Source organism: Streptomyces sp. NPDC048521, assembly GCF_043199855.1.
Lineage (GTDB): Bacteria > Actinomycetota > Actinomycetes > Streptomycetales > Streptomycetaceae > Streptomyces.
In genome coordinates, this window is record NZ_JBICWR010000010.1 from 314,483 (window position 1) to 336,507 (window position 22,025).

21 protein-coding genes are annotated in these 22,025 nt (G+C 71.5%); 4 read left to right on the forward strand and 17 right to left on the reverse strand.

Translation table 11 applies throughout. The annotated features are described in order from the left end of the window. Nucleotides 1-47: 47 nt before the first annotated feature. Nucleotides 48-1,529 (reverse strand): helix-turn-helix domain-containing protein, encoded by a 1,482-nt coding sequence (locus ACGFRF_RS24390; protein ID WP_393743200.1) that lies wholly within the window; start codon nucleotides 1,527-1,529, stop codon nucleotides 48-50. Nucleotides 1,530-1,744: 215 nt separating this feature from the next. Between ACGFRF_RS24390 and ACGFRF_RS24395 the strand changes: the two genes are divergently transcribed. Beyond that, nucleotides 1,745-2,521 carry a DUF4232 domain-containing protein gene (locus tag ACGFRF_RS24395; protein ID WP_393743202.1) on the forward strand — a complete coding sequence of 259 codons (777 nt, stop codon included), beginning with the start codon at nucleotides 1,745-1,747 and terminating at the stop codon, nucleotides 2,519-2,521. A 36-nt stretch (nucleotides 2,522-2,557) separates the two neighbouring features. On the opposite strand, the gene hemB is transcribed toward ACGFRF_RS24395, so the two are convergent. From hemB to ACGFRF_RS24430, 7 genes are all read right to left on the reverse strand, one after another. Continuing rightward, nucleotides 2,558-3,550 carry a porphobilinogen synthase gene (hemB, locus tag ACGFRF_RS24400; RefSeq protein WP_393743204.1) on the reverse strand — a complete coding sequence of 331 codons (993 nt, stop codon included), beginning with the start codon at nucleotides 3,548-3,550 and terminating at the stop codon, nucleotides 2,558-2,560. A 101-nt stretch (nucleotides 3,551-3,651) separates the two neighbouring features. Continuing rightward, complete coding sequence (locus ACGFRF_RS24405) at nucleotides 3,652-4,458, reverse strand: alpha/beta fold hydrolase (protein WP_393743206.1); 807 nt, start codon at nucleotides 4,456-4,458, stop codon at nucleotides 3,652-3,654. Nucleotides 4,459-4,541: 83 nt separating this feature from the next. Next, entirely contained in the window at nucleotides 4,542-6,266 is a 1,725-nt protein-coding gene (locus tag ACGFRF_RS24410; RefSeq protein WP_393743208.1) for a uroporphyrinogen-III synthase, read from the reverse strand. Next, nucleotides 6,263-7,222, reverse strand: a complete 960-nt coding sequence (gene hemC / locus ACGFRF_RS24415) for a hydroxymethylbilane synthase (protein WP_393743210.1) — start codon at nucleotides 7,220-7,222, stop codon at nucleotides 6,263-6,265. The genes ACGFRF_RS24410 and hemC overlap by 4 nt, the downstream gene beginning before the upstream one ends. After that, entirely contained in the window at nucleotides 7,219-8,913 is a 1,695-nt protein-coding gene (locus ACGFRF_RS24420) for a glutamyl-tRNA reductase (protein WP_393743212.1), read from the reverse strand. Before ACGFRF_RS24420 ends, hemC begins: the two co-directional genes overlap by 4 nt. Further along, the gene (locus ACGFRF_RS24425) at nucleotides 8,910-9,686 is read right to left on the reverse strand and encodes a redox-sensing transcriptional repressor Rex (RefSeq protein ID WP_393743214.1); all 777 of its coding nucleotides are present in this window, start codon (nucleotides 9,684-9,686) and stop codon (nucleotides 8,910-8,912) included. Before ACGFRF_RS24425 ends, ACGFRF_RS24420 begins: the two co-directional genes overlap by 4 nt. Before the next feature lie 281 nt (nucleotides 9,687-9,967). After that, nucleotides 9,968-10,243, reverse strand: a complete 276-nt coding sequence (locus tag ACGFRF_RS24430) for a glutaredoxin family protein (RefSeq protein WP_393743216.1) — start codon at nucleotides 10,241-10,243, stop codon at nucleotides 9,968-9,970. 136 nt (nucleotides 10,244-10,379) lie between these two features. Between ACGFRF_RS24430 and ACGFRF_RS24435 the strand changes: the two genes are divergently transcribed. The 3 genes from ACGFRF_RS24435 to ACGFRF_RS24445 all read left to right on the forward strand — a co-directional run bounded on the left by ACGFRF_RS24435 (nucleotide 10,380) and on the right by ACGFRF_RS24445 (nucleotide 13,946). Further along, nucleotides 10,380-11,297, forward strand: a complete 918-nt coding sequence (locus ACGFRF_RS24435; protein ID WP_393743218.1) for an HAD family hydrolase — start codon at nucleotides 10,380-10,382, stop codon at nucleotides 11,295-11,297. Between the two features lie 387 nt (nucleotides 11,298-11,684). After that, nucleotides 11,685-12,464: an ECF subfamily RNA polymerase sigma factor, BldN family gene (locus ACGFRF_RS24440; protein ID WP_393743220.1), complete on the forward strand. Its 780-nt coding sequence runs from the start codon at nucleotides 11,685-11,687 to the stop codon at nucleotides 12,462-12,464. 246 nt (nucleotides 12,465-12,710) lie between these two features. Next, on the forward strand, nucleotides 12,711-13,946 hold the full coding sequence (locus tag ACGFRF_RS24445) for a DUF5667 domain-containing protein (protein WP_393743222.1): 1,236 nt from the start codon (nucleotides 12,711-12,713) through the stop codon (nucleotides 13,944-13,946). A gap of 78 nt (nucleotides 13,947-14,024) precedes the next feature. Here ACGFRF_RS24445 and ACGFRF_RS24450 read toward each other — a convergent pair whose 3' ends face one another. The 9 genes from ACGFRF_RS24450 to ACGFRF_RS24490 all read right to left on the reverse strand — a co-directional run bounded on the left by ACGFRF_RS24450 (nucleotide 14,025) and on the right by ACGFRF_RS24490 (nucleotide 21,909). Then, nucleotides 14,025-15,113 (reverse strand): lysophospholipid acyltransferase family protein, encoded by a 1,089-nt coding sequence (locus tag ACGFRF_RS24450; protein WP_393743224.1) that lies wholly within the window; start codon nucleotides 15,111-15,113, stop codon nucleotides 14,025-14,027. A gap of 14 nt (nucleotides 15,114-15,127) precedes the next feature. Further along, nucleotides 15,128-16,189: an NAD-dependent epimerase/dehydratase family protein gene (locus ACGFRF_RS24455; RefSeq protein WP_393743226.1), complete on the reverse strand. Its 1,062-nt coding sequence runs from the start codon at nucleotides 16,187-16,189 to the stop codon at nucleotides 15,128-15,130. A 219-nt stretch (nucleotides 16,190-16,408) separates the two neighbouring features. Next, nucleotides 16,409-16,507: a 30S ribosomal protein bS22 gene (locus ACGFRF_RS24460; RefSeq protein WP_003948845.1), complete on the reverse strand. Its 99-nt coding sequence runs from the start codon at nucleotides 16,505-16,507 to the stop codon at nucleotides 16,409-16,411. Between the two features lie 134 nt (nucleotides 16,508-16,641). Beyond that, nucleotides 16,642-16,854: a helix-turn-helix domain-containing protein gene (locus ACGFRF_RS24465; RefSeq protein WP_046417307.1), complete on the reverse strand. Its 213-nt coding sequence runs from the start codon at nucleotides 16,852-16,854 to the stop codon at nucleotides 16,642-16,644. A gap of 129 nt (nucleotides 16,855-16,983) precedes the next feature. Next, nucleotides 16,984-17,799 carry a phosphatase gene (locus tag ACGFRF_RS24470; RefSeq protein WP_393743228.1) on the reverse strand — a complete coding sequence of 272 codons (816 nt, stop codon included), beginning with the start codon at nucleotides 17,797-17,799 and terminating at the stop codon, nucleotides 16,984-16,986. A gap of 190 nt (nucleotides 17,800-17,989) precedes the next feature. Further along, nucleotides 17,990-19,162, reverse strand: coding sequence for an acetoin utilization protein AcuC (locus tag ACGFRF_RS24475; RefSeq protein ID WP_393743230.1), 1,173 nt, complete (start codon nucleotides 19,160-19,162; stop codon nucleotides 17,990-17,992). Next, nucleotides 19,113-20,333, reverse strand: a complete 1,221-nt coding sequence (locus tag ACGFRF_RS24480; protein ID WP_393743232.1) for an MFS transporter — start codon at nucleotides 20,331-20,333, stop codon at nucleotides 19,113-19,115. Before ACGFRF_RS24480 ends, ACGFRF_RS24475 begins: the two co-directional genes overlap by 50 nt. A 101-nt stretch (nucleotides 20,334-20,434) precedes the next feature. Then, nucleotides 20,435-21,172, reverse strand: coding sequence for a VC0807 family protein (locus ACGFRF_RS24485; protein WP_393743234.1), 738 nt, complete (start codon nucleotides 21,170-21,172; stop codon nucleotides 20,435-20,437). A 92-nt stretch (nucleotides 21,173-21,264) separates the two neighbouring features. Continuing rightward, the gene (locus ACGFRF_RS24490; protein WP_393743236.1) at nucleotides 21,265-21,909 is read right to left on the reverse strand and encodes an HAD family hydrolase; all 645 of its coding nucleotides are present in this window, start codon (nucleotides 21,907-21,909) and stop codon (nucleotides 21,265-21,267) included. Nucleotides 21,910-22,025 lie beyond the last annotated feature (116 nt).

Genomic DNA, 22,025 nt, shown 5'->3' on the forward strand with positions numbered 1-22,025 from the left:
CCGGCTACACCGATAGTTCCGGGATCCGGACAACACCGCGCGGCCGCTCAGAACTGGGTCGTGCCCTCCTTGACCCACCCCGAGCCACCCAGCGGGAACTCATAGGCCGGGCGGCCGTTGTTGCCGCTCGTGCGGAACGGCCGGCCGTGGTCGTCGACCCGCAGCACACCCCGGCGTGAGCCGCTGGACCAGGCCAGTTCCAGGTACCAGCTCACGTCGTACGCGGAGGCGTCGGCGTTGATGTGGAACACCTCCGGGTCCGACTCGCTCACCTTGAACGGGAAGTCACGGTGGCCCGCCTCGGGTACGACGGCGGGGCGGGCCGCGTCGAGGGCCACGCTGAAGGAGCGGCTCGGCACCGCGCCGCCGCAGCCGACGCCCGGATAGCCCATGGCGTAGTCGTTCCAGGCGAGCGGTGCGCGCTTGGTGGACGACACGACCGCCAGACTCTCCACCACCACGGTCGCCTTCCCGGTCCCCTGCACGGTGAGCGTGACCTCCTGCTCCCCGGAGGAGACGGCACCGTGCGCGGCGACCCAGGCGGTCGCGCCGGACTCGGTCGGCGGCGGGTGGACCTGTGCCGGGGGCCGGTTGATCAGATAGCGCCCGGAGCAGGGGCTGCTCCAGGCGTACGGGTTGGTGACCACCGTCAGCGGAGCGGCGCCGGCGGCGGTACCCGACGAGGGCCTGCGCTCGCCGCCCGTGCTGGGGCCGCCCTCGGCCGACGCGGAGGCGGAGGCAGAGGCAGAGGCAGAGGCGGACGAGGAGGCCGACGGGGAGCCCGAGGGCGAGGTGCTGTGACTCGGCGTCACCGAGGGGTGCGTACGACCGGGCGTCCGGTCCGGTGCCTGGGTCGCCCCGACGGGCCTGCCCCCGGCGTCGTCCGAGTGACCGTCAGGAAACCGCACGGCCAGGGCGACGGCCCCGAGGACGGCGGCGCCGGCGATACCGGCGACAAGGACGGCCCGGACCCGGCGCCGCCTGCCCGCACCGCCCGCCCCGGCGGAGGTGACCACGGTCCCCGGCTCCGCGTCCGCCCCGGAACCCGACGCCGGAGGGCCATCCTCCGACTCCGGTACCCCGGCGACCCCGGCACCACCAGCGGCCTCGGCACCCTCGGCACCACCAGTGCTCTCCACGACAGCAGGGCCCTGGGCCGCTTCCGAAGCCGCAGGCGCAGCAGCCTCTTCCGGGGCCAACGGCCCGTCAGCCGCTTCCCGGGCCAACGGCCCGTCGCCGGCTTCCGGCGCCCGAGGACCTTGGGCGTCCCCCTTCCGCCCGCGCAGCGCATCCGCCAGCACCCACCGGCGGTGCAGCTCGACCAGTTCCTCCGGCGTGGCCCTGCAGATCCGGGCCAGCCGCTCCACCGGTGCGTAGTCCGCCGGTACGGCGTCCCCGTTGACGTACCGGTGCAGCGTCGACGTACTCGTGTGGAGCCGCTTGGCGAGCGCGCCGTAGCTGAGCCCCGAGCGGTCCTTCAGCTCCCGCAGCATCGCCGCGAAAAGCCCCCCCGCAGTGCCGTCCGACACCCGTTCCCCCACCTTCCGTTCCATTCCCCCGTTCCAGGGAGGAGGTGTTTCCCCAGCTCAGAGCCGAGGTCGGCGTTCCAGCGTCCCTGATCGCCCGCCGGGCATGGCGGGCGGAACGGATCGTCCCACAAGCTGTGGACATCCCGAACGCCGCTCCCGACGACCGGTCGAGCGGTCTGGCGACCGACCCCACCTACTCGAAAGAGGACTCTGCCATGCGTACGCGCCGTACCTCCCTGCTCGCCGTCACCGGAGCCGCCCTCGCCGCCCTCGCGCTCACGGCGTGCGACGGCGGATCGGGAACGAAGGACGAGGGGGCGGCGTCCGTGTCCTCATCGGCGGCGGCCCGCTCCTCCACCCCGTCCGCGAAGCCCACGGCCGACAGCGCCGCCGACACCACCGGCGCCGGCGGCGAGTCCGGCTCCACCGGCACGACCGGCACGGAAAGCGGCTCGACGTCGGGCAAGGGCTCCGGCTCCGGCTCCGGCTCCGGCTCCGGCTCCGGCTCCGGCAAGAGCGGAACCTCCAAGGCGCCCGGCACCGCATCGGATCCCGGCCGGCCGACGACCGTCCTGTGCAACGGCTCCAACACGACGGTCAGCGTGGAGCCGGTGCCCAGGCCCCTCAACCACATGCTGATCGCGGTCAGGAACACCGGCGACAAGACGTGCGAGCTGACGTACTACCCGGTCCTGCGCTTCGACGAGATGCAGTGGGTGCCCCAGGCGGCCGAGGCGACCCACCCGCAGGCGGTGACGAGCCTCGCGCCCGGCGAGTCCGGCTACGCGGGTGTCCTGCTGTCGGCCGCCGACGGCAGCGGCAGCGGCGGCATGACCGCCCACAAGCTGACGGTGGGTTTCCAGGGCCGCACGCCGAACAGCAGCGGCGGCCCCGCCGCGACCCCGTCCCTGCCGGCCAAGGGGGTCTACTACGACAGCTCGCTGACGGTGACCTACTGGCAGCGAGACGCGGACGACGCGCTCAGCTGGTGAACCTCCGGGGCGCCGCCCGGCACCGCCGGGCGGCGTTCAGCGCAGCTTCTGCGCCACCTCGGTCGCCCAGTACGTGAGGATGTTCCGCGCCCCGGCCCGCTTGATGCCGGTCAGGGTCTCGACGATGGCCCGGTCCCGCTCGATCCAGCCCTTCTCGGCGGCGGCCTCGATCATCGAGTACTCGCCGGAGATCTGGTAGGCGGCGACGGGCACGTCCACGCTGTCGGCGACCCGGGCCAGGATGTCCAGGTACGGCCCGCCCGGCTTGACCATCACCATGTCCGCGCCCTCGGCCAGGTCCAGTTCCAGCTCCCGCAGCGACTCCCGCCAGTTGGCGGGGTCCTGCTGGTAGGTCTTCCGGTCGCCCTGCAACGACGACCCGACGGCTTCCCGGAAGGGGCCGTAGAAGGCGGAGGAGTACTTGGCGGTGTAGGCGAGGATCGCCACGTCCTCCCGGCCGATCTGGTCGAGCGCGTCGCGGACGACGCCGATCTGCCCGTCCATCATCCCGCTGGGGCCCACGACATGGGCGCCCGCGTCGGCCTGCACCTGAGCCATCTCGGCGTACCGCTCCAGGGTGGCGTCGTTGTCGACCCGCCCCTCGGCGTCCAGCACCCCGCAGTGCCCGTGGTCGGTGAACTCGTCCAGGCACAGGTCGGACATGACGAGCAGGTCGTCGCCGACCTCGGCCCGCACATCGCGCAGCGCGACCTGCAGGATCCCGTCCGGGTCGGTACCGGTCGTGCCCTGGCCGTCCTTCTTGGACTCCTCCGGCACGCCGAACAGCATGATCCCGGAGATCCCGGCCTCCACCGCCTCCAGCGCGGCCTTCTTCAGACTGTCCCGGCTGTGCTGCACGACACCGGGCATCGCAGCGATCGGCACCGGCTCGCTGACGCCCTCCCGGATGAACGCCGGAAGGATGAAGTCGGCGGGGTGCAGTCGCGTCTCGGCGACCATCCGCCGCATGACGGGCGAGGTCCGCAGCCGCCGGGGACGCGTACCGGGAAAAGATCCGTACTTCGTCATGCCTTCTACGCTACGCCCGCCCGCCCTGCGCCTTTGCCGACGCCCTGTCGGCCCGCGCCGGCCGTTCCACGGCCGTTCCCCGGCCTTTCGCGCGGGGCCGTTCAGCCTCCGTGTCCGGCATGCTCCGCGAGGAAGCTCCGCACCAGTCCGGTGAGCACAGCGAGCCGCTCCATGTGCAGATCGTGTCCGGTTCCCGGGACACCGACGGCCACCGTCCGCGGCCGCCGGCGAAGCATGCCGTCGAACTCCTCCGGCGGGACGATGCCGGACTGCGCCAGGACGACCAGGGTCGGGCAGGCGATGCTCGTCCACTCCTCCCAGAAGGAGCGCCGGGCGTTCTCCGCCACCGAGTCGACCATCACGTCCCGGTCGAAGCGTGGCCACCAGCCGTCGTCGCGCCTCTCCAGGCCGGCGGCCCAGCCCTCCCCGACCGGCCCGCCGCCGTGGTGGGCGACGGCGGCCTCGCGCGAGGGGAACGGCGTGGGCCAGGAGTCGAGCCATGCGCCGATCTGCGCCTGCACGTTCGAGCCACCGGGGCCTGCCTCCACCAGGACGAGCGCGGAGACGAGGCCGGGATGCGCGGCGGCGGTGAGCAGGGCGGTGTGGCCGCCCAGCGACTGGCCGACCAGGGCGGCCCTGCGCAGGCCGAGGTCGCGGACGACGGCGGCCACGTCGGCGACGTACGCGGCCCGGGACACATCGCGCGGGCGGCGCTCGCTGGCACCGTGACCGCGCTGGTCGACGGCGACGACGCGATGGTGGCGGCGCAGGTCCCGGGCGAGCGCGTCCCACTCGCCCACGTGACCCGCCAGTCCGTGCAACAGCGGCACGGGCGGACCGCAGCCACCCCAGTCACGGCAGACCAGCCGGACCCCGTCACGGACAACGGCGCGCTCGGTCCAGCCCATTCCGAGTACTCCCGTCGCTGCACCCGCCCGCTTCCGCGCCGACGGTTTCCGGGGGGGACCAGGGGTCACAGCCCCCTGGTCGCTCAGGTGGTCGTACGGCGCCTGCGTGCCCCCGGCCGGCGCTCGCTCGGCCGCGTCACCGGGTCCCCGGCCTCCAGCGCGGCGGCCCGGCGCCGCATCCCGAAGTCGGCCAGCGCTTCCGCCAGCTTGTGCACGGACGGCTCCGGGGCCATGACATCGACCCGCAGACCGTGCTCCTCGGCCGTCTTCGCCGTGGCCGGGCCGATACAGGCGATCACCGTCACGTTGTGCGGCTTACCGGCGATGCCCACCAGGTTGCGCACCGTGGACGACGACGTGAAGAGAACGGCGTCGAAACCGCCGCCCTTGATCGCCTCGCGCGTCTCCGCCGGCGGCGGCGAGGCCCGCACGGTCCGGTAGGCCGTGACGTCGTCGACCTCCCAGCCCAGCTCGATGAGCCCGGCGACCAGTGTCTCGGTGGCGATGTCGGCTCGCGGCAGGAAGACCCGGTCGATCGGGTCGAACACCGGGTCGTACGGCGGCCAGTCCTCCAGCAGTCCGGCGGCCGACTGCTCCCCGCTCGGCACCAGGTCCGGCTTCACGCCGAAGGCGATCAGCGCCTTGGCCGTCTGCTCGCCCACCGCGGCCACCTTGATGCCCGCGAAGGCACGGGCGTCCAGGCCGTACTCCTCGAACTTCTCGCGTACCGCCTTGACCGCGTTGACCGACGTGAACGCGATCCACTCGTAGCGGCCCGTCACCAGGCCCTTGACGGCACGTTCCATCTGCTGGGGCGTGCGCGGCGGTTCGACGGCGATCGTCGGGACCTCGTGCGGCACGGCGCCGTAGGACCGCAGCTGGTCGGAGAGCGACACCGCCTGCTCCTTCGTACGCGGCACGAGCACCTTCCAGCCGAACAGCGGCTTGGACTCGAACCACGACAGCTGGTCGCGCTGGGCGGCGGCGGAACGCTCACCGACCACGGCTATCACCGGCCGGCCGCCGTCCGGCGACGGCAGCACCTTCGCCTGCTTCAGCGTCTGCGCGATCGTCCCGAGCGTCGCCGTCCAGGTGCGCTGACGAGTCGTCGTACCGGCGATGGTGACCGTCAGGGGCGTGTCCGGCTTGCGGCCCGCCGAGACCAGTTCACCGGCGGCGGCCGCCACGGAGTCCAGCGTCGTCGAGACGACGACCGTGCCGTCCGAGGCGCCCACCTCCGTCCAGCAGCGCTCGGAGGCGGTACGGGCGTCCACGAACCGGACGTCCGCGCCCTGCGCGTCCCGCAGCGGCACACCGGCGTACGCCGGCACCCCGACCGCGGCCGCCACACCCGGTACGACCTCGAAGGGCACACCGGCGGCGGCGCAGGCGAGCATTTCCTCGGCCGCGTACGTATCAAGTCCCGGGTCCCCGGACACCGCACGGACGACCCGCCTGCCGCCCCGCGCAGCCTGCATGACAAGATGAGCGGCATCCCGGGCAGCGGCCCGGGCAGCGGCGGTTGTTGACGTGCCGTCAACGACCGTGAGCTGCGGCGTGCCCGTGCCCGGCGGTGAGACCGCGGAGGGAGCTGCATCTGTCGGTACGACGTCTGTCCGCACGACGGAAACGCCCTGTCGGGCGTGCGTCCGGATCACATCGAGCACCTCGTGCTCGGCGATCAGGACGTCCGCGTTCGACAACGCCTCCACGGCGCGCAGAGTCAGCAGTCCCGGATCCCCGGGTCCGGCACCGAGGAAGGTGACGTGCCCGTGTTCGAGGCCGGTGGGAAGGGTGGTGGGGCTCACTGTGCTCGCTCCCCCATCAGACCGGCCGCGCCCTGGGCGAGCATCTCGGTGGCGAGTTCGCGACCGAGTGCCATCGCCTGGTCGTGCGTCTGGGGCACGGGACCGGTGGTGGACAGCTGCACCATGCGGGTGCCGTCGGTCGTACCGACGACGCCGCGCAGGCGCATTTCCTTGACAATCTGCCCGTCGGCCAGAAGGTCGGCCAGCGCGCCCACAGGGGCGCTGCACCCGGCCTCCAGGGCGGCGAGCAGTGACCGTTCGGCGGTGACGGCGGCCCGCGTGTACGGGTCGTCGAGTTCGCCGAGCGCCGCGATGAGGTCCGCGTTGTCCGCGGCGCACTCGATCGCCAGGGCCCCCTGGCCGGGGGCGGGCAAAACCGTGTCGACCGACAGGAAGTCGGTCACCTCGTCGATCCGGCCGATCCGGTTCAGTCCGGCGGCGGCCAGGACGACCGCGTCCAGTTCGCCGTCGCGCACGTACCGTATGCGGGTGTCGACGTTGCCGCGTATCGGGACCGTCTCGATGTCCAGGCCGTGGGCGCGGGCGTACGCGTTCAGCTGCGCCATGCGGCGCGGGGAGCCGGTACCGATGCGGGCGCCGCGCGGCAGGTCGGTGAACTTCAGCGCGTCCCGGGCGACGATCACGTCCCTGGGGTCCTCGCGCACCGGTACGGCGGCCAGGACCAGTTCCCCGGGCTGCGTGGTCGGCAGGTCCTTGAGCGAATGAACCGCGAAGTCGACCTCGCCCGTGAGCAGCGCGTCGCGCAGCGCCGTGACGAACACGCCCGTGCCGCCGATCTGCGCGAGGGCCTCGCGGGAGACATCGCCGTACGTGGTGATCTCGACCAGCTCGACGGGCCGTCCGGTCACCTGGCGGACGGTCTCCGCCACCTGCCCGGACTGGGCCATGGCGAGCTTGCTCCGCCTGGTCCCCAGCCTCAAAGCCTTCTCAGTCATGCCGGTCGGTCCTTCTTGTCTGTGCTGTCCCCGGCCCGGGAGACGGCGGCCACCGTCTCGGGGTCGAGGTCGAACAGGGTGCGCAGCGCGTCCGCGTACCCGGCGCCGCCGGGCTCGGCCGCGAGCTGCTTGACCCGTACGGTCGGCGCGTGCAGCAGCTTGTCGACGACCCGGTGCACGGCCTGCCGGATCTCGCCGCGCTGGCGCTCGTCCAGGTCGGGCAGGCGGCCGTCGAGCCGCGCGATCTCATGGGCGACGACGTCGGCGGCCATGGTGCGCAGCGCGACCACGGTCGGCGTGATGTGCGCCGCCCGCTGTGCCGCACCGAAGGCCGCGACCTCATCGGAGACGATACGCCGGACCTGGTCGACGTCGGCCGCCATCGGGGCGTCGGCGGAAGCTTCCGCCAGCGACTCGATGTCCACCAGGCGCACCCCGGCCAGCCGGTGCACGGCCGCGTCGATGTCGCGGGGCATGGCCAGGTCGAGGAGGAACAGGGAGGGCGCCGGGCGCGGGATCACGGCGACCGGCTCGGGCCTGCGCCGCTCGGGGATGCGGCCGACCGTGGCGGCGGTCGCGGCGAGCGCGGTGATCAGCTCGGCGTCCGCCTCGGGCGTACGGCGCTCCCGGCGGTCGATCGTTCCGCCCGCGGCCCAGGCCGCGTGCTGCTCCAGCGTGGCCGCGTCCATGCCGGCCACGGCGGCTTCGCCCATGAGGGAGAAACCGGACTGCACGGCGGCCAGGTCCAGCGGGCAGTTGTCGTCGGTGCCGACACTGGTGGGCGGCAGTGGCGCCTTGCCCTTCGCGGCCGTGGGCGCGCTGTCGGCGATCTCGGCCACGGGCTGCCCGGTGCGGCCCTCGACCGCCTGCGCGACCGTCTCGGCCGTGAGCACCAGGCCCGTCGCCCCCGTGCAGGAGACGACGACGTCGGCACGTGTCAGCTCGCCGGGCACCGCGTCCATCGGTACCGCGCGGGCGGTCACGGCGGTGTCGTCGCCCTCGGTCAGGATCTGGGCGAGCCGCTCGGCGCGCTCGAAGGTGCGGTTGGCGACGACGACCTCGGCCACCCCGGCTCGCGCGAGCGTGGCGGCGGCCAGCGAGGACATCGATCCGGCGCCGATGACCAGCGCCTTCTTGCCCGCTGCCCAGGCGGCGACGTCCGCACCGACGGCCAGCTGCTGCAGGCCGAAGGTGACCAGGGACTGCCCGGCGCGGTCGATACCGGTCTCGGAGTGGGCGCGCTTGCCGACGCGCAGGGCCTGCTGGAACAGGTCGTTCAGCAACCGTCCGGCGGTGTGCAGCTCCTGTGCCCTGGCCAGCGAGTCCTTGATCTGACCGAGGATCTGCCCCTCGCCGACGACCATCGAGTCCAGCCCGCAGGCCACCGAGAACAGGTGGTGGACGGCCCGGTCCTCGTAGTGCACGTAGAGATAGGGCGTCAGCTCTTCCAGGCCGACCCCGCTGTGCTGGGCGAGCAGCGTGGACAGCTCGGCGACACCGGCGTGGAACTTGTCCACGTCGGCGTACAGCTCGATGCGGTTGCAGGTGGCGAGCACCGCGGCCTCGGTGGCGGGCTCGGCGGCGACCGTGTCCTGCAGCAGCTTGGTCTGGGCGTCGGCGCTCAGCGCGGCCCGCTCCAGCACGCTGACCGGGGCGCTGCGATGGCTGAGGCCCACGACGAGAAGACTCATGCCGGCATCACGGCGGGTACGTCCCCCTCGGGCCCCTGGTCGGCGGAATCGTCGGCGGCTGCGCCACGGCGAGCGGCCGCGGGCAGGGCGCCGTCGCCGGCCGCGGTCTCCTCGCCGGCCTTGCGCTGCTCGTGGAAGGCGAGGATCTGCAGCTCGATGGAGAGGTCGACCTTGCGCACGTCGACGCCGTCCGGGACGGACAGCACGGTCGGCGCGAAGTTCAGGATCGAGGTGACCCCCGCGGCCACCAGCCGGTCGCAGACCTGCTGGGCGGCACCCGCCGGGGTGGCGATCACGCCGATGGAGACCCCGTTGTCCTTGATGATCTTCTCGAGGTCGTCGGTGTGCTGGACGGGGATGCCCGCCACCGGCTTCCCCGCCATCGCCGGGTCGGCGTCGATGAGGGCGGCGACCCGGAAGCCGCGGGAGGCGAACCCCCCGTAATTGGCCAGCGCCGCGCCGAGGTTACCGATACCGACGATCACGACCGGCCAGTCCTGGGTCAGGCCGAGTTCGCGGGAGATCTGGTAGACGAGATACTCCACGTCGTAGCCGACACCGCGCGTTCCGTAGGAGCCCAGGTAGGAGAAGTCCTTGCGCAGCTTGGCGGAGTTGACTCCCGCCGCCGCGGCCAGCTCCTCGGAGGAGACCGTGGGGACCGAGCGCTCCGACAGTGCGGTCAGGGCTCGGAGGTACAGCGGAAGCCGGGCGACGGTGGCCTCGGGAATCCCTCGGCTACGGGTCGCCGGTCGGTGTGTTCGGCCAGTTGCCACGGTGCTCCTGCGGGTAGAGCGGGGCTGTAGGCGGTCATGCGTCCCCAGACCGCCCCGTCGACAGCAGGCTATGTCTTTGTGAACGCGTGCACAAAGATGGTGTCCGATTTGCCCGGCAGAAGTGACCGGTGTCACGCGACTGGTACGCCCCTGGCGGGAACCGGTACATACGCACCGCCGTTCCTTCGTTACTGGGGGCAAAACCGCACACGCTCCTCACGAATCCCGCCCCCGAGACCAAATCGCCGTCGATCCTAAGCGACTTTCCGGGCCAGTTTGGACTACTCGGTCAGTGCCCGGCGCAGTCGCTCCTCGTTCACGCGCCAGAAGGTGTGCTGTTCGCCGTCGATCAGTACGACCGGAATCTGCTCCCAGTACCGGTCGTGCAGCTGCCGGTCCTCGGTGATGTCCTTCTGCTCCCAGGACACGCCGAGTTCGCCACAGACCTTGTCGATCACCAGCTCGGCGTCGTCGCACAGATGACAGCCGGGCTTGCGGATGAGGGTGACCAGCCGCTCACGGGGCCCGGCCGCCTTGCGTCGGAAGAGGGGACTCATGCCGACCATTGTCCCGCGTCCGCCACTGCGCCCCGCGGCTGCTCGCGCCCCGTTCGACGACACGGCCACCGAGAGTTCACACCGTTCGAACCTCTCTGGCGCCGGAAGCACCGAACAGACTGGCTATGCTCACGGCATGGCCGCTCTCGGATGGCTCACTCCCCGTAGGCGCTCCGCCACGGCGCGGAGCGTGTTGGCAGGCGAGGCCTCGGCGGAGGCCGCCCGCAAGTCCTCGCAGGAAGCTCCGCAGTCCGCCGAGGAACCTCAGTTCCCGGTGATCGGCGACGAGAAGGCGGCCGCCTTCTTCGACCTCGACAACACCGTGATGCAGGGCGCCGCGCTGTTCCACTTCGGCCGGGGCCTGTACAAGCGCAAGTTCTTCGAGACGCGGGACCTGGCCAGGTTCGCCTGGCAGCAGGCGTGGTTCCGGCTGGCCGGGGTCGAGGATCCGGAGCACATGCAGGACGCCCGCGACTCGGCCCTGTCCATCGTCAAGGGCCACCGCGTCGCCGAGCTGGAGACGATCGGCGAGGAGATCTACGACGAGTACATGGCCGACCGCATCTGGCCGGGCACCCGCGCCCTGGCCCAGGCCCACCTGGACGCGGGCCAGAAGGTGTGGCTGGTCACGGCCGCGCCGGTGGAGATCGCCCAGGTCATCGCCCGCCGCCTCGGCCTGACCGGCGCGCTCGGCACGGTCGCGGAATCGGTCGACGGCGTCTACACCGGCAAGCTGGTGGGCGAACCGCTGCACGGCCCCGCGAAGGCGGAGGCGGTCCGCGCGCTGGCCGCGGCGGAGGGCCTGGACCTCTCCCGCTGCGCGGCCTACAGCGACAGCCACAACGACATCCCCATGCTGTCCCTGGTCGGCCACCCCTACGCCATCAACCCGGACGCCAAGCTCCGCAGGCACGCCCGCGAGAAGGACTGGCGCCTGCGCGACTACCGCACCGGACGCAAGGCGGCGAAGGTCGGCATCCCGGCAGCGGCAGGCGTCGGCGCGGTCGCCGGCGGCACAGCGGCGGCCATCGCCCTCAGCCGGCGACGCCGGTAGCTCCGCGTGGCCGCGGTGCGGCCCACCGCCACAGCACCGCGAGCCGTCCCCCGGCCGCGGCCCCGCCGCCACCGGCCGCGCGGTACGCGGCGCTCCCTTTCCGCCCAGCCCCCGTCCCGCGCGCCCGAATTATGCCGCGGCCATTTCAACACGCCCCGTTGTTCGCCGAAATCAGCCCCTTTCCGATCAACAACCGATCACCCTACGGAACGTGATAGGGCGTCAATCGGACACAGAAGCGACGCAATCGGTGATTTGAGCAACTCGGTGTAGCAGGGCCTGTACGAAGCGTTATTCTCCTCAGACGCAAACCGGTACCCCTCCGTCGCTACGACGGGTGAACGGTCCCGCACTGCACGTGATGGAAGCTCTGCCTCTGGGAGTCCCGTGTACCCACACGTCGGGGTTGACGCCTCGGGCCTGGCTACGCTGCGCGCAACGGTCGCGACGGTCAAAGAGACGCTGCGCGGCCTCGTCCCCGCCGCGTACGCCGTCCCCGCCTTCGCCACCGCCGCGCCCATCGGCCCGTGCTACGCACTGGCCGACGGCAGCGCCGCGGTCGGCAGACGAGGGCGCTCCGCCGGCCCCGCCACCGCCCGCCGTCCCGCCGCGGACAGCGACAGCGCGCGGATGATGGACCTCGTCGAGCGCGCCCAGGCGGGGGAGGCCGAGGCCTTCGGGCGCCTGTACGACCAGTACAGCGACACCGTGTACCGGTACATCTACTACCGCGTCGGCGGCCGCGCGACCGCCGAGGATCTCACGAGCGAGACCTTTCTGCGGGCCCTCAGAAGGATCGGCACCTTCACCTGGCAGGGACGGGACTTCGGGGCGTGGCTGGTCACGATCGCCCGGAACCTCGTCGCCGACCACTTCAAGTCCAGCCGCTTCCGTCTCGAGGTCACCACCGGCGAGATGCTGGACGCCAACGAGGTCGAGCGCTCCCCGGAGGACTCCGTCCTGGAGTCCCTGTCGAACGCCGCCCTCCTGGACGCCGTGCGCCGGCTCAACCCGCAGCAGCAGGAGTGCGTGACGCTGCGCTTCCTCCAGGGCCTCTCGGTCGCCGAGACCGCCCGGGTCATGGGCAAGAACGAGGGCGCGATCAAGACCCTCCAGTACCGTGCCGTGCGTACCCTCGCCCGGCTCCTACCGGACGACGCGCGCTGAACCGGCGACCCGGTGCGCCACGCAGGGCAACGCTCAACTCACGCTGTGTGAAGGTCCGTTGCCATTCTGATCCGGTCACCTGCCGTCCGTAACCCAAGTGCCGAGCCACTCGTTGTGCGGGATACAGGCTCCCTGTGGTCACGTCCCGGCCGACCCTGATCGCTCGATCGTGTGAACTGGTCGTGGGCGTGCAACCCTCAGGACCCCCTGGGGAGTCGACCGTCATGACGAGAGGAGGTGCCGCCAGTGATCGCGAACGTATCGGCGCACCGGCGGGCGAACGCCTTCGCCCAGGCCCTGGAGGAGCAGTCCGACCGGGACACGGCGGCCGAGCAGTCCGCAGCACCGGCGGAATCACCGCCGGCCGCCGGGGAACACGCCGAACAGGGCCCCCTGCTGGCCCTGGCGGCGGGTCTCGGCGCGCTGCCCAAGCCGCAGCTCGACCCCGAGGTCAAGGTCGTCCAGCGCGCCCAGCTGGTGGCCGCGATGGAGGCCATGCTCCAGGAGGGGACGGGGGCGGCGGATGCGTCGGTGCCGGAGCAGCGCCCTCATCGGGCCAAGGGCGCGCACCGGGCGAGTCCGCTGGGCAAACTCCGCCCGCGTTCCAGACTGACCAAGGGGCTCGCCGCGGGCGGGCTGAGCGTCGGCGTGGCCGCCGGGGCCTTCGGCGGCGTCGCCGCCGCCAGCTCCGACGCCCTGCCCGGCGACTCGCTGTACGGGCTCAAACGCGGCATCGAGGACTTCAAGCTCAACTATCTGGCCGACGGCGACGACCAGCGCGGCCAGACGTACCTCGACCAGGCCTCCACCCGGCTCAGCGAGGCCCGCCGGCTGCTGGAGCGCGGCCGCGGCGGCCATCTCGACCACGAGTCCATCGGCGAGATCCGCCGCACCCTGTCCGGCATGCAGCACGACGTCACCGAGGGCCACCGGCTGCTGCACGCGGCCTACGAGGCCGATCCCGACTCGCTGGGCCCCATCCAGGCACTCTCCACCTTCTCGCGGTCCCACCGCGAGGTGTGGAGCGCGCTCAGCGACAAGCTGCCCACGCAGCTCGGGGACGTCAAACAGCAGGTGTCGTCGGTGTTCGACGCCATAGACGAAGAAGTCGCCCCGCTGCAGTCCCTGCTTCCGCAGCAGCCGGCCCGGCCCGGCGGCGGCAAGCGGGAGGGGGGCTCCGGCTCGGCGTCCACCGGCTCCTCCGGCACCCACCGGTCGACCGCGCCCAGCTCCGGCAACACCCCGTCCTCCGGCAGGCACACCGGCTCCGGCAGCCCCAGCGGCTCGGCCACCGGGGACAGCGACGACAGCCTGATCGGGGGCAACACGGGCGGCCTGCTCGAACCGCCGAAGACCGGTACCGGCGGTGGCGGTTCCCCGTCCGACAGCAAGTCCCCGACGGGCGAGCCGGACGTCACCATTCCCCCGCTTCTCCCTGACCTGCTGCCCGGCCTGGGCATCGACAGCGAGGACGCGGACTGACGCCGTACGGCACCAACGATGGGGGCGCCCCTCCCGAGCGCGGCGCCCCCATCGTCGTCCACACACACGCATCAGCCCTCAGAAGAAGACCGACCTCCGCTGCACCAGGAGCTTGTACAGCGTGTGCTGGATCTGTTCGCGGACCTGGTCGGTGAGGTTGAACATCAGCATCGGGTCCTCGGCCGCCTCCGGCGGATAGCCGTCCGTCGGGATCGGCTCACCGAACTGGATCGTCCACTTCGTCGGCAGCGGGATCGCGCCCAGTGGGCCCAGCCACGGGAAGGTCGGCGTCAACGGGAAGTACGGGAAACCCAGCAGCCGGGCGAGCGTCTTCGCGTTGCCGATCATCGGGTAGATCTCCTCGGCCCCCACGATCGAGCACGGGATGATCGGCGCGCCCTGGCGCAGGGCCGTGGAGACGAAGCCGCCACGACCGAACCGCTGGAGCTTGTAGCGCTCGCTGAAAGGTTTCCCGATGCCCTTGAAGCCCTCCGGCATCACCCCGACCAGGTCGCCCTGCCCCAGCAGCCGCTCGGCGTCCTCCGCACAGGCCAGGGTGTGCCCCAGCTTGCGGGCCAGCTCGTTGACCACCGGCAGCACGAAGACCAGGTCGGCCGCGAGGAGCCGCAGATGCCGGCCGGCCGGGTGGTGGTCGTGCACGGCGACCTGCATCATCAGCCCGTCCAGCGGCAGCGTCCCGGAGTGGTTCGCGACGATCAGCGCCCCGCCCTTGGCCGGGATGTTCTCGATGCCCTTCACCTCGACCCGGAAGTACTTCTCGTACACCGGCCGCAGCAGCGACATCAGGACCTGGTCGGTCAGCTCCTCGTCGTAGCCGAAGTCGTCGACCTCGTACTCCCCGGTCAGCCGGCGCCGCAGGAAGGCCAGCCCGGCCGCCACACGCCGCTCCAGGCCGCCGTCACGCGCGCCGGCCTCCGACGGCCCCAGCGGCTCCTCCTCGCGGCTCACGGCCCCATCATCCTGCGCCTGCGCCCGGCCCGGCAGAGGCTGGACCTCGCCGATCTCCCCGGTCTCCCCGGCCCCGCGCGCCATGGCGCTCTCGCCGCCCTTGCGCCGGCTCCCCGCACTCCGGCGCCGTGCCGGGCGTTGCGCGGCGTTCCCGCGGGACCGGTCGTCGTCGAACGGAATGACCTTGGCGTCCGCCATCGTTGCTGCGCTCCTCAGTTGGCGCTGTGCGTCGTGGGCCGGCCGCCGCTCTGTGCGGCCAGCGCGGCGATCCGGTCGACGGCCCCCGCGAGAGCCTCCGGCGGCAGCAGCCCGGGGCCCTGGCCGCGCGCGAAGTCCGCGAACGTCTCCGCCGTCGTGTACCTGGGCGTGAAACCCAGCGTCTCGCGCATCTGGACGGTGTCCACGACCCGCCCGTGGGTGAGCAGCCGGATCTGCTCGGGTGAGAAGTCCGTCATACCCAGCGTACGGACCAGGGAGCCGGCCCACGTGACGGCGGGCAGCAGCAGCGGCACGGTGGGGCGGCCCAGCCGCCGGGAGCACTGCGAGAGCAGCAGGGCACCGTCCCCGGCGATGTTGAAGGTGCCGCTGTTGAGGGTGCCGCGGCGCGGCTCGTGCGAGGCGATCCGCAGCACCTCGATGACGTCGTCCTCGTGCACGAACTGCAGCCGCGGGTCGTAGCCGAACACGGTCGGCAGGACCGGCAGCGCGAAGTACGAGGCGAGCGGGGTGTCCGCGGCCGGCCCCAGGATGTTGGCGAACCGCAGCACGCACACGGCGACGTCCGGCCGCCGCCGCGCGAACCCGCGCACATATCCCTCGACCTCGACGGCGTCCTTCGCGAAACCGCCGCTGGGCAGCGACTTGGGCGGGGTCGTCTCGGTGAACACGGCGGGATCACGCGGCGCCGACCCGTACACGTTCGTGCTGGACTTCACCACCAGCCGCTTGACGGTCGGCGACTTCTGGCAGGCGCCGAGCAGCTGCATGGTGCCGATGACGTTGGTCTCCTTGACCGTGGCCCGGCTGCCGCCGCCGAGGGCCGTGCCCGTCACGTCCATGTGGACGACCGTGTCGGCGCCCGTCTCGGCGAGCACGCGGGCGATGGTCGGCTGCCGGATGTCGGCCTGGATGAAGTCGGCCCCGCCCAGATGGTGCTCGGGCGGCACCGCGTCCACCGCGACCACGCGGTCGACCTCCGGGTCCCGCTGGATCCGCCGCACGAACCGGCCGCCCAGCTGCCGGGCCACTCCGGTGACGAGCACGACCTTCGCCAAGATCAGCGCCTTCCTTCCCGCGTTACCGGTATCCCGCGTTCCCCGTGTGCGGCCAACTTAGCGGGTAGACGTTGCGCTGTGATGCCCGCCCGCTGCGCGAGGTGACCGAATGTCCCCCATCGGCATACGGCGGGTGCCCGGGGATCCGTCGGCGGATACGCCTGTGGCCCCCCACCACTGCTGGTGGGGGGCCACAGGTACACGCCCTGGCGGCGCCGCTTACTTCTTGTTGCGACGCTGAACGCGCGTGCGCTTGAGCAGCTTGCGGTGCTTCTTCTTGGCCATCCGCTTGCGCCGCTTCTTGATAACAGAGCCCACGACTACCCTCGCTCACTTCTCATCACTCGGTTGTTTGGGCGCCATGGGCCCACACGACCTACGAGGGGCTAGCCTACCCAACCGAGCGCCGAGGTCGTAATCGAGGGGTGCTCCAGGGTCTTGCGAACGCACCGTCAGGCCGTTTCCACCCCCACATAGCTGTCGCGGAGGTACTCGTGTACCGCTTGCTCCGGGACGCGGAAGGACCGCCCCACCCGGATCGCGGGCAGATGACCGCTGTGCACCAGCCGGTACACGGTCATCTTCGACACTCGCATCACCGTGGCGACCTCCGCCACGGTAAGGAACTGAACCTCGTTCAGAGGCCTCTCGCCAGCTGCAGCCATGACACACCTGAACCTTCCGCACTCGACGGCCACCGGCTTCCCCTTCCGGTGACTCTTCGTCGCTGCGTGCTCACTCCCCAATGTAGGGGCGGGTGATGCAAGTGGGGAAGAGGTGCACCCATCACTGCCCTACTGTGACAGACACGCTCGTTTGAGTACGTAGCGGGTCAGCGGACGGTAGCAATCGGATCGCACGGCGTCATCAACCGGAACGACGACGGACACGCGCCCCTCTGCCTCCCCCACGAACAGCGCGGGATCGTCCGTGTCGGCCAGCCCGATCGCCTCGAACCCCAGCTGACCAGCGCCGCAGACCCACCCGTGGTCCCCGACGACCAGTTCCGGCAACGACCCCCCGCACTCCGCCGCGGCCTCGAGCGCGACCCGAACCGGGAGCGGTGAATGACTGTGGACACCCGGCTCACAACCGGGGCGCTCGGCCCCCGGTTCTCGCACCAACGCAACCCCTCGTACGTAGTCGAGGCGGTGCGTACGTAGACCGAACCGGGTCAATATGTCGACACAGCGACCCTGCGCCGGGCTGAGCACCTCACACCCCGCCGCCGAGAGGGCGTCCGCCAGGCCGGCGTAGAACCCGAGCAGCCGCTGCGGATGCCCGGTGCCGAACAGCACGGGCGCGCCCCGCCGGGCGACCTCACGGATCCGCTCGGCGAAAGCGTCCAGCGCGGCCAGCGTCCGCTCCGGGTCGATCACATCCGGACCGGACGTGTGCCGGGGATCGCCCGAAACACCGCACTTCTCCGCCATCAGCGCGAGTAAATCCCCCTGATTCCAAGTCCGTTCGGGATCGATGCCGATCAGCACGCGCGGGTCCCGCGCCGCGAACAGCCGATAACTCCGCAGGCTGTCCTCCCGCGAGGTCCCCACCACCCCGGCCAGCCGAACGGCCAACAGATGCGCACGGAGCTCGGCGGCGGTCGACACGGATGCGATGCTGACTCATCGGGGGTGCCGGGCGATGCCGGAACGGGGAAAGACCGCACGGTCGGCGTAATGGACAGCCGCGCAAGCGCGGGCAGTCGTGCCGCCAGGGGTGGCTCGGAAGGGGTGCAGCGGCAGCCGCCGGCACGGGCAAGCGGCCCCACTCCCGGCCGGCACCGACGCCGAACAGCCTTCAGGGCAACAGCCCCCGCAACGGGAACACCGCCCGCCGAGTAGCCAGTACAGCCTGATCGAGCCGGTCCGCAGGGTCGTAACCGGCCTCCCAGGACGCCCAGTTCACCGGCCACCGCCCATCGGTCATCCGCTGCGGGCCCAACTGCCGAGTCCGTGCGAACACCGCCTGCCGCCACCCCTCGGGAATCACCGTCTCCGGAGCGATCGGCCGCCCCGCCGCGATCCCCACCAGATGCGTCCACGACCGCGGCACGACGTCGACCACCGCGTACCCGCCTCCGCCCAGCGCGACCCACTTCCCCCCGGCGTACTCGTGCGCCAGCTCATGGCACGCCACCTGCACCGCCCGCTGCGCGTCCAGCGAAACGGCGAGATGCGCCAACGGATCCTCGAAGTGCGTATCGGCCCCGTGCTGCGTGACGATCACCTGCGGCCGGAACTCGGCCAGCAGCTCCGGCACCACCGCGTGAAACGCCCGCACCCACCCCGCGTCCCCGGTCCCCGCCGGCAGCGCCACGTTCACCGCGGCCCCCTCGCCCGCCCCCGCCCCGGTCTCCTGCGGCCACCCGGTCTGCGGGAACAACGTACGGGGATGCTCATGCAGCGAGACCGTCAGAACCCGCGGATCCTCCCAGAACGCCGCCTGCACCCCGTCCCCGTGATGCACGTCGACGTCCACATAGGCGACCCGCTCGGCCCCCAGCTCCAGCAGCCGGGCGATCGCCAGCGCCGCGTCGTTGTAGACGCAGAACCCCGACGCACCCCCCGGCATCGCATGATGCAGCCCGCCCGCGAAGTTCACGGCGTGGTCGGCATCCCCCCGCCACACCGCCTCGGCGGCCCCCACCGACTGCCCGGCGATCAGCGCGGACACCTCGTGCATCCCGGCGAACGCGGGATCGTCCATCGTCCCGAGCCCGTACGCCCCACGCGCCCCCGCCGGATCGGCGGACGCGGCCTTCACGGCGTCGATGTAGTCCTCCCGGTGGACCAGCCGCAGCGTCGACTCCCCGGCCGGTTTCGCCGCGACGACCCGCATCTCCCGGTCGAGCCCGAAGGCGCCCACCAGTTTCCGGGTCAGCTCCAGGCGGACCGGGTCCATCGGATGGTCCGGGCCGAAGTCATAGCCCGTTACTCCCTCGTCCCACATCAGCTGTGCGCGGCCGCTCATGCCCGCCACCGTATCGGTCCGGTTGAGCGGCGAACGACCCGGCGTACACCAATGTCACCAGCACCAACACCATCGGCACCAGCATGGCCCCCCGGTAGCTCCACGCATCCCCGAGCGCCCCCACCAACGGAGAGCCGACCAGGAAACCGACGTAGTTGAAGACGTTGAGCCGCGCGATGGCGGCATCCGACGCCCCACGGAACAACCGCCCGGCCGCCGCGAACGCCTGCGGCACCAGAACGCACAGCCCGAGCCCCAGCAGGGTGAACCCGAGCATCCCCACCCATGCGCCGGAGGCCGAGGCCACCACCGCGAAGCCACCGGCCGCGACCAACGCCCCGAGCCGTACGACCGCCACGGCCCCGAACCGCCGCACCCCGAAGTCCCCGACGGCCCGACCCACCAGCGTGGTCACCATGTACACGTTGTACGGCACCGTCGCCAGCTGCTCGGAGCTGCCCAGCACGTCCTTCAGATACTTCGCACTCCAGTTGGAGACGGTCGAGTCCCCGATGTACGCGACGGTCATCACCAGACACAACGGCAACAGCAGCGTGAAGACGACACCGTTCGACCGCCCTCGCTCCCCCTCCTGGACCTGCACGGCGTCCCCGTCGACATACCACCGGCTCGCCACGAGCACCGCCGGCAGCAGTACGACCACCACCGGCAGGTACGACACCCACAGCGCCAACTGCCAGTGCGCCCCGGCCCAGGCCAGCGAGGCGCCCACGATCCCGCCCAGGCTGTAGGCGGCATGGAAACCGAGCATGATGCTGCGCTTGTACGACCGCTGCAGGCTGACCCCGAGCATGTTCATGGAGGCGTCCAACGCACCCACGGCCAGCCCGAACACGCCGAGCGCCGCCGCCAGCACCACCACCTGCCCGTGCCCGCCGGCTCCGACCCCGAGCAGCGCCAGCAGCACCACCGGCTGGGACCAGCGCAGCAGCCGACCGGGCCGGGCCCGCTTCACCAACTGCTCGGTGGTCACACTGCCGACACCGGCGAGGATCGGTACGGCGGCCAGGAAGACCGGCAGCAGCGCGTCGGAGACGCCGTACCGGTCCTGGATGGCCGGGATGCGGGTGACCAGAAGGGCGAAGGTGACGCCCTGGGCGAAGAAGCTGAACGCCAGCGAAGCCCTACCGCGCCGCAGCACATCAGTCATGGCGGCGAGCGTAGGACCCCGGGCTACCCGTGGGTAGATCCAGCCAAAGATGAATTTCCTTCAGTTTCACCCGCTCTCGCGGGACGTCGTCGCGCCGGTCGTCACGCGGCGACGGCCACCGCAAGCCGTTCGCCCTGGCCGGCCCCGGCCTCTACCTCGGCGGCGAGCATCTTCTCCATCGGCTCGACGGCCAGGCCGCCGCCGACCACGACGGCGATCCCGACCGCCACGATCATGACGACCGTGCCGAGCCACACCATGGTGTCCACGGGGACGGTGTACGCGCCCACGACCCGTGCGACGCACTCGGCGAACAGCGCCATCCCCCACACCAGGGAGAACGCGTTCTCCTTGCGCCGGAAGGCCGCGGATCCGGCCGCCGCTCCGGACGCCAGCCGCTGCCAGGCGGCCTCCTTCGCCGCGTCGCCCTTGATGAGGAAGGGCTTCATGGCGGCGGTCATCATCGGCTTACCGAGCCCGACGGAGACCAGGATGCCGAGGGCGACCGTGCTGCTGACCCCGCTGTCCTTGGCCAGCATGAGCCGGGGGTCGCCCGAGACGAAGCTCAGCAGCAGCGAGACGACGTTCACGACGAGGATGAGCCCGGCCAGCGCATGGGTCCTGCGCTCCTTGACCAGGCCCCACCCGGTCCGCACCGCCGGCACCACGCTGCTCCAGGCGAGCGCCGCGAAGGTGCTCATCCCGAGGCCGTCCTTGAAGAGGTAGTACGAGCCGAGCGGCACCGCCACGTCGACGAGCAGCGGCTTGAAGTTGTCCAGCACGCTCGGGTTCTGCTTGTGCTGCTTGCTCCGGCCCTGGGCCCCCGTGTTCTTCGTCATGCCCTCAGCTTCGCCGCCGACGGGGGTCCGCCAGTAGAAACGATCGTCCGGAGCTCCGCATGACAAATGTCAGACCCGGCCGATGGCTCGGGTCATACCAGCAGGTCAGCCAACTCCCCCATGCTGGAGAAGAGTTGGTTCGCCCCGGTGAGCTTCGCCGCCGGCGTCATCGCGGTGAACCCGTACACGTCCATACCGGCCGCCAGGGCGGCCTGGACGCCCAGTGGTGAATCCTCCACCACCAGGCACTTGTCCGGGGCCGCCCCCATCCGTTCGGCCGCGTACAGAAAGAGGTCGGGCGCCGGCTTGCCCCGCCCCACATCCTGCGAGCTGAAGATCCGCTCCTCCGCGAACCACCGGTCGAGCCCGGTCGTGCGGTGTCCCACCCTGATGCGCTCATGGCTCCCGGAGGAGGCCACGCAGTACGGCACCCCGTCCGCGGCCAGTTTCTCCAGCACCCCGCTGACGCCGGCCACGGGCTTCAGCTCCTGCTCGAAGGCGGCGAAGACGCGCGCATGGAAGACCTCGTCGAAGTCGTCCGGCAGCCGCCTCCCGGTCCGCTCCAGGACGAGGTCGTGGATCCGGTGCATCGCCGATCCCATGTAGTCCCGTATGGACTCCTCGTACGACGTCGGGTGTCCCAGCTCGGTCAGATAGGCGGCCAGGAGCCGGTTGGAAATCGGCTCACTGTCCACCAGGACGCCGTCGTTGTCGAAGATGATGAGGTCGTAGCGCATGGCTCGACCTTAAACGACCCCGAACGCAGAAAACCCCCGCATCTTTCGATGCGGGGGTTTCCCCAAAAATTGTTCGGCGGTGTCCTACTCTCCCACAGGGTCCCCCCTGCAGTACC